Below are 10,965 nucleotides of genomic sequence, written 5' to 3' on the forward strand. Positions count from 1 at the left end.
AGGAGGACGTCATGTCGATTCGACTTCGCCAGATTGCGCTGGTCGCCAACAAGCTCGCGCCCGTGATCGATGATCTGAAAGGCGTGTTCGGGCTCGAGGTCTGTTACATCGATCCGGGAGTTAAAGTGTTCGGGCTGGAAAATTCGCTGCTGCCGGTCGGCAACAACTTTATCGAGGTGGTCGCATCTATCAAGGACGGCACTGCCGGCGGCCGTTATCTCAAGCGGCGCGGCGGTGACGGCGGCTACATGGTCATCTGTCAATGCGAGAGTCACGCCGTGCAGCTCGAGCGCCGCGAGCGCGCCACGGCGATGGGCATTCGGACCGCGTGGGAGCGCGAGAGCGACGGCTATCATGTGATGCAGCTGCATCCCGCCGACACGGGCGGCTCATTCTTCGAGATCGATTGGGATGCGAAAGGCGAGCCCGAGGGCAACTGGGAGCCGGCGGGCGGAAGCGGATGGCGGAAAGCGAAACGAACAGAAGTCGTCAGCGCGTACTCCGCGGTCGAGCTGCAATCGCCCGATCCCGCGGGCCTGGCAGAGAGATGGAGTAAAATCGCGGGCGTGCCGGTTCGCAAGGACGCGCGTGGACGCCTCGAGATGCCGCTGGACAACGCAAGCGTCCGCTTCGTCGAGGCGACCGACGGGCGCGGCGAAGGCTTGTCGGGCATCGACATGGTCGTCGCGGATCGCGCGAAGCTGAATTCCGCCGCCGAGCGCCGCGGTTGCAAAATATCCGGCGACCAACTGACGATCTGCGGCACGCGGTTCTACTTAGTCTAGCCAAATGGCTAGTCTCGCGGTGTGCGCAGGATACTGCTCATATCCAGCATCGTAGTTGGCGCGGTGGCGCTGATCGCCGTCGCGCTTACCGCTTATGCGTTCTTCAATTTGAGCTCGATCGTTGCGCACAACGAGAAGCGAATACTCGCACGCGTGAGCGACGCGCTTGGACGGCCGGTCAAGGTCGGGAAGATACAGGCGCAGATGGGATGGGGCGTGTCGGTCGAAGTGAGCGGACTCGCGATTGCGGACGATCCGGCATTCTCTGAAAAGCCGTTTCTCGCTGCCAACGACGTGTCGGTGGACGTCGAATTTTTCCCGCTGCTTCGCGGCGAGGCGAAGGTCACGAGACTCGAACTGATCAAACCCGATATCCGGATCGTGATGAATGCGGACGGCGATCTGAACGTGAGTACAATCGGGTCGAGCCCTGAGGATGCGCGCAGAAAAGCGGCGCATACGCCGAACCCGCACGCGCACAAGCGATCGTCGCTGGCCGACTTGTCGATCAAGGCGCTCAGCGTCGAGGACGGCCGAATCTATTTCAACGACCTCGGCGAAAAGGCGACGCCGATTCACGTCCGTCACCTGGATTTCGACGTGACCAACTTCAACGCCGCGTCGGCCTTCGACGTCGAAACGAAATTCGCTTTTCCGGACGACGATCAGAACGTCGAGGCGTCGGGGAAGGTCGGGCCGCTGCTCAATCAAGGCGTGATGGACCCGTCCGGAATTCCTGTCGATCTGAATTTGAAGATCGATTCGATCCTGCTCGAAAGTGTCAGGCCGCTGACGGAAGTCGGATCGCATATACCGGCCGGACTTTCGATTCCCGACCCCATATCCGTCGGCGGTACCGCGCGCGGTTCGGTCGGCAAGCTCGCCATTGCGTTCGGCACTGACCTGACCGGCGCCCGGGTCGCGTACGCAACGATTTTCAACAAACCCGCCGGGACCGCGATGACAGTGAACGCGAACGGCACCTGGGCCGACCATCTCGATTTGGCAAGCGCGAGTTTGAAGCTCTCGGATCTCGAACTGACGGCGAGCCGATTTGCAGGCGGCGGCACGCAACCGCTCAGTGCTCAAATCGATTCGAACAGCTTCAACCTCGCCAATCTAAGCTCGATGATAACTGCGGCGGCCGCGTACGGCCTCGCGGGCATGAGCGAGCTCCACGGCACCGTCAAGCTTGGCGAGAACGCGCCGGCTATCGATGGATCGGTGACGCTAAAACAAGTCGCGCTGAAGCCCGGAGCGTCGTGGCAAAGTGGAATCACCGATCTCAATGGCACGATTCATTTCGCCAATGGGGTCGAAACGGTCGAACCGACCGCCTTCACATTCGGATCAGCGCACGCGAATGTTCAAGCACGAGTCGAATCGTTGAGTCCGCTCAATGCGAGCTATGCGCTGAAGGCCGACTCGGTGAAACTCGGGCAGATATTCGCCAGTCGTCCGCCGAGTGACGTGATCAACGGGCTGGCGGTGAAAGGCACCGCGGACGGAGAGTTGGCGTCGCCGCGAATCAGCGCAACGATCCAATCGACGGACGGCTCGCTCGAAAATGTTTCGTACAACAATCTCGATCTGACGGCGGCCTATTTTAACGGGCGCGCGTCGGCGCGTCCGCTGAACGTCGGAATGTTCGAGGGCTCGCTGACGGCGGATGCTGATGCGGTTCTTGGCGACGTTCCGACGTTCAACGTCACGCTCTCGATGAGAAATCTGAATATGGAACAAGCGCTGCGATCGCAGAATATCGACGCGGCCGGCAGAGTGCGCGGATTTCTGACCGGCAATGTGGCGGCATCGGGCAGCGGCACCAGTTGGGATCGAATCCGGCCGACTATCCGAGGGAGCGGGCGACTGGCAATCGCGGACGGCAAGCTGATGGGCGTCAATATCGTGGCCGACGCGCTCAACGCGGTGGCGGCGGCGCCGGGCGTCAGCCAGATCGTGAACGTGGCGTTCATGTCGAGTCATCACGGGTTATTGGTCGATCCAAACACCGAGCTGCAGTCGGCCAGCATGAGCTTCCAACAAGTGGGCCCGCGTTTCACGACGCACGACCTTTTCGCGCAATCGCCCGACTATGCGATTACGGGCGACGGATGGTTCGACATGGACAAGAACATGGACATGAGCGGCGACATCCGGCTCACGCTCGGGCTGCAGGTCGCGATTCCCGTCACAGTCAGCGGAAAACTGCCGGGCGTGCACGTGCTGCCCGACGTGCCAACGCTGGCGGAGCGCGTGGCGATGGGCGCGATCAACACGCCTGGCAATATAATCCGCGGCGGCGTGAACGCGGTAGGCTCGGTCGTCGGCGCGCCGTCAGCCGGATCGGCAATCCCGTCGATTCCGAATCCGATTAACGCTCTCAAGAAATTCCTGCCTTGAGCCGGATGCTCTCGCGGGTTAGCGATTGAGCAGCCCCAGCGTCCCGACGATCCAGATCACCGTCACGATACCGAAGACGACACCCGGAAGTTCGGACAGAAAGCACTGCTGGCTCATCGCGAGTCCCTCCGTTTCGATCTGCGGTTTTTCGAAGCCGCGAATCGAGGCCATTTGTTTTTCAGTGAGTACTGAAGTCATTTCCTTCGCCTCCCGAGGACAACTGAAGCGTCCTCACTGACAAGGCGTTAAAATGCCCTGAACGGGCGGTTCAAATGAATCGAACAGGGCGAAGGATAGACGAAAAGCGTTCTGCGGTTAGACTACCGGCGGGTGAGCTTGTCCACTTCGGCCAGCTCATCGGGAGATACCTTCCAGTTGCCGGCTTCTACATTCTGGGTGACCTGGTCGGGGCTGGTTGCGCCGGCGATAACGCTGGAGACTTGCGGTTGCGACGCGAGCCATCCGACGGCCAGCTCGAGCATGGTGTGCTCGCGATCGCGCGCGAACTTTTCGAGCTTTTCGAGCGTCGCAAAATTTTCGTCGGTGAGCGTCTGCTGCGCAATCCGCTGAATCATAGAAAGCCGGGTGCCTTTTGGCGGTTCGGCGCCGCGTTTGTATTTCCCGGTGAGAAATCCGCTAGCTAGTGGAAAGTAAGGCAGGATGCCTACTCCGAACTCGCGACATGCGGGGATTAGTTCGCGCTCGATGCGGCGATCGAGCAGGTTGTACTGATTCTGCGCGGAGATGTACGACGCAAGTCCACGGCTCTTCGATATCCAGTGCGCGTCGACAGTTTGCCACGCGGCGAAGTTACTATGTCCGATGTAGCGGACTTTGCCGGCGCGAACGAGATCGTTGAGCGCTTCGAGAGTTTCATGCTGAGGCGTTTCGGGATCGGGCTGATGGATCTGGTACAGGTCGATATAGTCAGTACCCAGTCGTTTGAGGCTCGCCTCCGCCGCCGAAATCACGTACCGATACGACCCACCCTTCTTGTAAGGACCGTCGCCCATCGCCATTCCAAACTTGGTCGCGACGATTGCCTCGCGACGGCGACTGCCCAGCGCCTTGCCCAGTTGCTCTTCGGAGCCACCGCGATTGCCGTAGATGTCCGCCGTGTCGAACAGCGTGACGCCTTCGTCCAACGCTCGATCCACCACGGCGCGAGTCTGTTCCGCGTCCGTCCGCATGCCGAAGTTGTTGCATCCGAGGCCGACGGCCGAGACCTTGAGTCCCGACTTACCCAGATTGCGATATTCCATGATCGATCCTTTGCGTGTCGGTTCAGGCCGCGATGTCAGGCGGAAAAAAGACGAGAGTCCGCACCTCGACGCTTTCACGCGGCGCAGCGTCAGGCGGGCTCGAGGGATCCTCGAACGCGGAGTGCGCGGTGAATCGCGTGCGGCGCCCGTCGGAGTCGTAGCACTTGAGCAATAGTATTTCTTCCTTTTGCTGATTCGGAACGTAGAACCATCGATGGTTCGGGTTGTACGCGACTGAGTATACCTCGCCGTCGCGATCGGGATACTTGAGCACGTGCTTGACGAAATCGTCCTGCACCATGCTTTGAGCGTCGCACACTGCGAGCGGTGATTCCTGCACGGGTCCGCGAATCGGCCGCCATACGTTGATTACCGCGAACCGATTCTTGAGCAGCGCTTCCGCTTCATCCGGCAGGAGATCGCGCACGCGCTGCGGTCCTGACTTGAGCGTGTAGTCATTGTGCGCGACTTTGACCGGCTCTTGCGCGCCGTTCTCGCGGCGTTTCGCCATCGGTCGCGATCGAACGTTATGGTCGAACACATGCACTTTGACCGCACCGGTAAACTCCCGGACCAGCCACTCGACTTCAGGATAATAAACGCGGCGCACCTCATCGGCGTCGTAAAAATTCGCGACCGAGGAATTCTGACACGTGACTGCAAAGCCTTGGCGGTCGAGAGATAGCTCGCCCATAATCGCACGAGCACTGTGAATCGGCACCATGAACTTGGCGTAGGTTCCGGTCCGCGCAGGGACGCCCGGCGGCGGTTTGAAGTTGTAGCTCACCGGATGCTGATCTTTGTCGGCGAGATAGTTGAGCACCCCGTCGACGTGATCGGGACTGGTAGGCGTTGCAAGCTCGGCGTGCGTTGTTGTCATAGCGAGTGCTCCTGGAACCTTCTCCTTTGCTATGGCAGCGCGCGCGGCGGGTCAAGCGCGAATCCGATGAAGATGCCAATATTCGGCCGATGCCGAAGCTGCGCGACATACTGAAACCGCGGCCGCGAATTCTGTTCGTTGGGATCAATCCAAGTCTTCGTTCCGAGCAGATGGGACATCATTTTGCGAGCCCCGGCAATCCGTTCTGGCGACTGTTATTTGCTGCGCGCCTCGTGCCTGAGATGCTCACGTGCGAAGACGATGCACGTCTCGTGGAATTTGATTTGGCGCTGACGAATCTCTGCTCGCGGGCGACGCGGTCGGCGGCTGAGTTGAGCACTGCTGAGATGATCGCGGGACGAGAAGTCCTCGCGCGAAAGATTCGGCGACTGCGGCCGCGTGTCGTTGCGTTTGTGGGAGTGAGTATCTATCGCCGATTTTTCGGCGTCGCGCAGGGCCAGGGTGCGGGTCCGAAGAAGGAGCAGATATTCAGCGCGCGGGTATTTGTGCTGCCGAATCCGAGTGGGCTGAATGCGAGCTATCCGGGGTTCAAGGATAAATTGATTTGGTTCGAGCGGTTGCGGGAGTTTGCGGCGTTGGACTGAACGACCAGCTATTGCGAATTACTATTCGATTCCGTAGCGGCGGCGTTTGCGCCATAGGGTTGTTACGTTGATGCCCAAAGTATCGGCGGCTTCTTCCAGCGTCGCGCTGGCGCCGAGGACGCGGGCGATGTGCTCGCGCTCGACTTCATCGAGGCTGGCCGCGTTTGGAATGCCGGCCAGGGCTTCGGTCGAGTCGTGGAAAAGCGAATCGGGCAGGTCGTCGGGCGCGATCGTTTCGCCGCGCATCAGGACGGTGCCGCGTTCGATCGCGTTGCGAAGCTCACGCACGTTTCCTGGCCATCGATAACGCGTTAGCGCCGCGGTCGCGCCCGATGAAAATGCCAGGCCGGGATGCGAATTGCGCACGGCGGCGATGTTCAGCAGCCATTGTGCAAGTGGCAGAACATCCTCGCGCCGTTCGCGCAACGGAGGGACGCGCAACGTGATGACGTTGAGGCGGTAGTAGAGATCCTCGCGAAAATGATGCGCCGCGACTTCGGAGTCGAGGTCGCGATTGGACGCTGCGATGATTCGCGCATCGACGTGGATCGTGCGCTCGCCGCCGACGCGCTCGAAGTTCTGCTCCTGCAGGAAACGCAGGAACTTGGTCTGGAGCGTCGGCGTCAGGTCGGCGATCTCGTCGAGGAAAACGCTGCCGCCGTTAGCGGCTTCGAGACGGCCAGGCTTGTCCTTTACCGCGCCGGTGAAAGCGCCGCGCATGTGCCCGAACAGCTCGCTCTCGAGCAGTTCTTCAGAAAGCGTGGTGCAATTGACGACGACGAACGGCTTGCTCTGGCGCCGGCTCCATCGATGGATCTGCCGCGCGATAACGTTCTTGCCGGTGCCGCTCTCTCCGGTGAGCAGGATAGTCGCGTCGCTGGCGGCGGCCTGGCGCGCAGTTTCGAGCAAACGTTGCATTGCGGGACTTTTCGAATCGAGCAGCGGCTCCTCGTCGATCGCACTGCGCAGGGCTCGATTTTCGGCGGTCAGCGATCCGACGTGCAGAGCGCGATCGACAGTGTGCTGAATCTGCTCGAGCGAGAACGGCTTGGTGACGTAGTCGTAGGCGCCGGACTTCATCGCCTCGACCGCATTTTCAACCGTCGCGTAGGCCGTCATCAGGATTACCAGGCTCTCGGGCGCGCGCCGCTTGATCTCGAGCAGCAGTTCGAGGCCGCTCATCTCGGCCATCTTGTAGTCAGTCAGCACCAGATCGAACTGCATCTCGGACAGCAGCGCGACGGCCTGCGCGCCATTCTCTGCGGCGCGAACCACGTGCCCGAGCGACTCGAAGAACGTCGTGAGACTGCGGCGGATGTTGCGCTCGTCATCGACAATGAGCAGCTTGGCCATCAAATCTCCTGCGCGGCGGGAATCTCGACGATGAATCGGGAGCCGTGAGAGTTGGCGCTCTCGACGAAAATCCTGCCGCCATGCGCCTCGACGATATCCTTGACGATCGACAGGCCCAATCCGGCCGAACCTTTTTCGAAACCCTCGGAACCATACTGCACGAAGCGCTCGAAAATATAATCCTTCACGTCGCCCGGAATCCCGGGCCCCGAGTCTGTGACTTCCAGCCGCGTAGTATGCTCGGTGCCGCGCGCCGAGACGCTGATCTTCCCGCCGGCCGGAGTGTAGCGCAGCGCGTTGCCGAGCAGATTTGAAATCACCCACGACAGCTTGATCGGGTCGCCGATAATCTCGGGCACCGAGCCGATGTGCTCCTCGAGCTCGACGTGTTTCTCGCGCGCCTGTATCGCGAAGCGCTTGGTCACGTCGGAAGCGAGCCGGGCAAGATCGAGACGCTTCTGCTGGACTGCAATTGCGGGAATCTCGCCGCGCGCGAGGTTGAGTAAATTATCGGTGAGCTGACGCATCCGCGAGCACTCTTCGAGGATCACCTGCAGCAGTTCGCCGCTCTTCAGGTTCTGCTCCGGTGCATTCTCGCGGCTCAGCAGTTCCGCCGACAACGCGAGAGAAGTGAGCGGCGTCCTGAGCTCGTGCGACAGCGTTGCGACCAGGTTGGTGCGCGCGCGATCCTGATCGCGGATGTACGTCACGTCCTGCAGAATCAGCAGCGTGCCGAGCGACTTGCCGACCGTATGATGAAGCGGGACCGGCTTCAGCACGTAAGAATGATCGCGGCCGCGAACGTGAAGATCGATTTCAGTGCGATGGCCATCGGGCCCGGCCCGCTGCAGTGTGCGCAACGCATCGCGAACGCGCAGGTAGTGAGGATGGTTGCTGCTGAGATCGTCGAATGGACTGCCGAGCGCGTCCTGCAGATCGACGCCAAGGATCAGCGACGCGATCTCATTTATGTGCGCGACTATTCCGTCGCTGTCTATTAGCACGACGCCGTCTTCGAGGCTCTCGATGATTGCCTCGGTCTTGCTCTTTTCGTAAACCAGGCGCTCGACGTTGAGCTTGTCGTACTGCTCCAGCCGCTCGGCCATCTGGTTGAATTCGCGCGCGACCGCTTCGAGCTCGGCGAGCGGCTGGGGACCGAGGCGTACCTGCGACTTGCGCTGACTGATTCCGCGCAGCCGCTCGGTGAGCTCGGTCAGCGGCTTTGAGAGCCGCCATGCCAATCCCCACGAGACGGCAGCGCCGACCAGCAACACCAGCACCAGGCCGCCGGCGAATTCGTATGCGAGATGCTTGCCCAGCTGCACCGACCGGCTGTCCGCGCGGAACATCGCGGCTTTGTTCATCGCGATCAGATCGTCAAGCCGCCCGTGCAATTCGGCGAATTCGCGATCGTGATTGACGCCGGACGGCGCCGCACCTACGTCGGCAAACAGTTTGTTGGCGCGCCGAGTGATATCGGCGGCGAGTTCGGGTTCGCCAACTTCAGTGAAGTCGTGATTTTCGACGTCGAGCCATTGCAAAAAATCGTGCCGCGCGCTGGGCAGAACGTCCTTGGCCTTGCCATCGTGCTCAGCCACCTGGAGAGTGTTGAGCGCCGCGTGCATGTTCTGGGCGGCTTCGATGCTGACGTAGTTCTTATAGAGCGTCTGCCTGATTGCGCCGCCCAGCCGGTACACCCGCGGCAACGTGTAGAGTCCCAGCAGAACCACCAACGCCAGCATCAGCAGAGTGCCGTTGCGGATTCGCCGCTGCAGCGACGGAGCGCTCATCGCGAGTCCTCCCGTTCGTCGGTCGCGACGATTTCCACGTCGAGGTCGGTTGCGTCCGCAACCAGCCGCGCCACCACATCGCCCTTGAGCAGTCGGCGCCATCGCGGCTGATGAGTCCGTCCGACGATCACCTTCGACACGCCTTTATCGTGCGCGAAATCGATCAACGCTTTGACCACGTCGTCGGATTTGAGCCACACGGTTTCGGCGCCGAGATCGCTGGCCACATTGATGTTGTCGAGCAGCGCGACGAAATCGCTGGTGCCGATATTTTTCACCGATTCGGAGGGCGTCTCGATATGTACCGCATACCATTCGGCGTTGAGCTGTCCCGCGATGCGCGAAGCCTTGCGCAGCAGTTGCCCGGTGTCGGCGGCGTTGGACGAAACTCCGACCATGATGCGATCGACCACGTTCGCGCGATGACCGCCTTCGCGCTTGATCGATTCGCGGTCGAGGCGCTGCCGATCCAGGCTGCGTGCGACCTCACGCAGCGCCAGTTCGCGCAGCGACGCGAGGTTGCTCGGCTTGAAAAAATTTTTAAGCGCGTTTTCAACCTGATTCGGCGGGTAAATCTTTCCTTCGCGCAACCGCTCGCGCAGGGCTTCGACCGGCACGTCGATATTGACGATTTGATCAGCGCGCGCCAGGAACGAATCGGGCACTGTCTCGCGAACGTCGATGCCGGTGACGCGCTTCATCAACGCGTTCAGACTCTCGACGTGCTGGATATTGATGGCGGTGATCACGTTGATGCCGGTGCCGACTATCTCCTCGACGTCCTGGTAGCGCTTAGGATGGTGCGAGCCGGGCGCGTTGGTATGCGCGAGTTCGTCGACCACTACCACGTCGGGCTTGCGCGCGATGATCGCGTCGACGTCCATCTCTTCGATCTCAACTTCGCGGTACTGGATCTTGCGCCGCGGAACGAGCTCGAGGTTGCCTATCCGCTCCTCGGTCTCACGGCGACCATGCGTCTCGATGAAGCCCAGCACGACATCCACTCCCCGATCGCGGAGTTGATGCGCCTCCTCGAGCATTCGATATGACTTGCCTACGCCCGCGGCGGCGCCGATATAAACTTTGAGTCGTCCCCGTTGAGTCTGGGGCACGAGATCGAGAAAAGCTTCGGGCTCGAGTCGTTTGTCATCGCTCATTCAAGTCCCTGGCGTTCCACCGCGACTTCCCGCGGCGCGATCGCCATGACTCCCCGTGGTGCGATCGAGCGCCAGGTTCAGCAGCAGGACGTTTACCCCAGGCTCGCCGAAGATTCCCGCCGATCGCGGCCGCGTGTTTTCTGCGATCAACTGCCGCACCTGATCTTCGCTCAGACCGCGCGCATGAGCAACACGTGCAATCTGCAGGTCCGCCGCCGCCGGACTTATCTCGGGATCCAGCCCGCTGCCTGAAGCTGTCACCAGGTCAATTGGAACCTGGTGCGCGTCGGTGCCCGGATTGCTCTCGACAATATTCTTGAGCCGCAACTTGACCGCGTCGATCAGCGCCTTGTTGGTGGGTCCAAGATTGGAGCCGCCGGAGTTGTCGGCCGCATAGCCCTTGTCACCCGCGGCTGAAGGCCGGCTCTGGAAATAACGGGGCGACGAAAAATTCTGCCCGATAAGGCTCGAGCCGACGACCTTGTTGCCCGCAACAACGATGCTGCCGCCCGCCTGGCTCGGAAAAATCACCTGAGCGATGCCCCAAACCGCAATCGGATAAACGATACCAGTCAGCACGGTGAGCACCGCGGTCGCTATGAGAGCAGTGGTGAACGTTTTCACTGAAAATACCTCACGCGAGATGCAGTGCGGCGATCATGATGTCGATAGCCTTGATGCCGATGAACGGAATAATCACGCCGCCGAAGCCGTAGATAAAAAGATTGCG

General features: G+C 60.8%; 10 protein-coding genes. 3 read left to right on the forward strand and 7 right to left on the reverse strand.

From position 1 onward, the window contains the following. Nucleotides 1-11: 11 nt before the first annotated feature. Nucleotides 12-785, forward strand: a complete 774-nt coding sequence (locus WB650_RS23190) for a hypothetical protein (RefSeq protein ID WP_422300594.1) — start codon at nucleotides 12-14, stop codon at nucleotides 783-785. A 21-nt stretch (nucleotides 786-806) separates the two neighbouring features. Next, on the forward strand, nucleotides 807-3,188 hold the full coding sequence (locus tag WB650_RS23195; protein ID WP_422300595.1) for an AsmA family protein: 2,382 nt from the start codon (nucleotides 807-809) through the stop codon (nucleotides 3,186-3,188). 18 nt (nucleotides 3,189-3,206) lie between these two features. Here WB650_RS23195 and WB650_RS23200 read toward each other — a convergent pair whose 3' ends face one another. From WB650_RS23200 to WB650_RS23210, 3 genes are all read right to left on the reverse strand, one after another. Then, on the reverse strand, nucleotides 3,207-3,386 hold the full coding sequence (locus tag WB650_RS23200; protein ID WP_423962220.1) for a hypothetical protein: 180 nt from the start codon (nucleotides 3,384-3,386) through the stop codon (nucleotides 3,207-3,209). A gap of 122 nt (nucleotides 3,387-3,508) precedes the next feature. Continuing rightward, nucleotides 3,509-4,450: an aldo/keto reductase gene (locus WB650_RS23205; protein ID WP_422300823.1), complete on the reverse strand. Its 942-nt coding sequence runs from the start codon at nucleotides 4,448-4,450 to the stop codon at nucleotides 3,509-3,511. 22 nt (nucleotides 4,451-4,472) lie between these two features. After that, entirely contained in the window at nucleotides 4,473-5,330 is an 858-nt protein-coding gene (locus WB650_RS23210) for a CmcJ/NvfI family oxidoreductase (RefSeq protein ID WP_422300824.1), read from the reverse strand. 5 nt (nucleotides 5,331-5,335) lie between these two features. Between WB650_RS23210 and WB650_RS23215 the strand changes: the two genes are divergently transcribed. After that, a complete protein-coding gene (locus WB650_RS23215) occupies nucleotides 5,336-5,935 on the forward strand; it encodes a mismatch-specific DNA-glycosylase (protein WP_423962222.1) in 600 nt (199 codons plus the stop codon). Nucleotides 5,936-5,956: 21 nt separating this feature from the next. Here the strand turns inward: WB650_RS23215 and WB650_RS23220 are convergent, their stop codons facing one another. Genes WB650_RS23220 through kdpC form a run of 4 tightly spaced genes read right to left on the reverse strand, consistent with a single transcriptional unit; the run spans nucleotide 5,957 to nucleotide 10,859 of the window. After that, on the reverse strand, nucleotides 5,957-7,288 hold the full coding sequence (locus WB650_RS23220; RefSeq protein ID WP_422300826.1) for a sigma-54-dependent transcriptional regulator: 1,332 nt from the start codon (nucleotides 7,286-7,288) through the stop codon (nucleotides 5,957-5,959). Then, nucleotides 7,288-9,078 (reverse strand): ATP-binding protein, encoded by a 1,791-nt coding sequence (locus WB650_RS23225; protein WP_422300827.1) that lies wholly within the window; start codon nucleotides 9,076-9,078, stop codon nucleotides 7,288-7,290. The genes WB650_RS23220 and WB650_RS23225 overlap by 1 nt, the downstream gene beginning before the upstream one ends. After that, nucleotides 9,075-10,235, reverse strand: coding sequence for a universal stress protein (locus WB650_RS23230; protein WP_422300828.1), 1,161 nt, complete (start codon nucleotides 10,233-10,235; stop codon nucleotides 9,075-9,077). The genes WB650_RS23225 and WB650_RS23230 overlap by 4 nt, the downstream gene beginning before the upstream one ends. Continuing rightward, on the reverse strand, nucleotides 10,236-10,859 hold the full coding sequence (kdpC, locus tag WB650_RS23235; protein ID WP_422300829.1) for a potassium-transporting ATPase subunit KdpC: 624 nt from the start codon (nucleotides 10,857-10,859) through the stop codon (nucleotides 10,236-10,238). Between the last annotated feature and the right edge of the window lie 106 nt (nucleotides 10,860-10,965).

The sequence above is a fragment of the Binatus sp. (SeqCode) genome, assembly GCF_049584895.1.
Lineage (GTDB): Bacteria > Desulfobacterota > Binatia > Binatales > Binataceae > Binatus.

Excerpts from the sequence above, each read along its gene's own strand:
- WB650_RS23190 (WP_422300594.1), top strand. The coding sequence starts at position 12 with ATGTCGATTCGACTTCGCCAGATTGCGCTGGTCGCCAACAAGCTCGCG.
- WB650_RS23200 (WP_423962220.1), bottom strand. The coding sequence starts at position 3,386 with ATGACTTCAGTACTCACTGAAAAACAAATGGCCTCGATTCGCGGCTTC.
- WB650_RS23205 (WP_422300823.1), bottom strand. The coding sequence starts at position 4,450 with ATGGAATATCGCAATCTGGGTAAGTCGGGACTCAAGGTCTCGGCCGTC.
- WB650_RS23210 (WP_422300824.1), bottom strand. The coding sequence starts at position 5,330 with ATGACAACAACGCACGCCGAGCTTGCAACGCCTACCAGTCCCGATCAC.
- WB650_RS23220 (WP_422300826.1), bottom strand. The coding sequence starts at position 7,288 with ATGGCCAAGCTGCTCATTGTCGATGACGAGCGCAACATCCGCCGCAGT.
- WB650_RS23225 (WP_422300827.1), bottom strand. The coding sequence starts at position 9,078 with ATGAGCGCTCCGTCGCTGCAGCGGCGAATCCGCAACGGCACTCTGCTG.
- WB650_RS23230 (WP_422300828.1), bottom strand. The coding sequence starts at position 10,235 with ATGAGCGATGACAAACGACTCGAGCCCGAAGCTTTTCTCGATCTCGTG.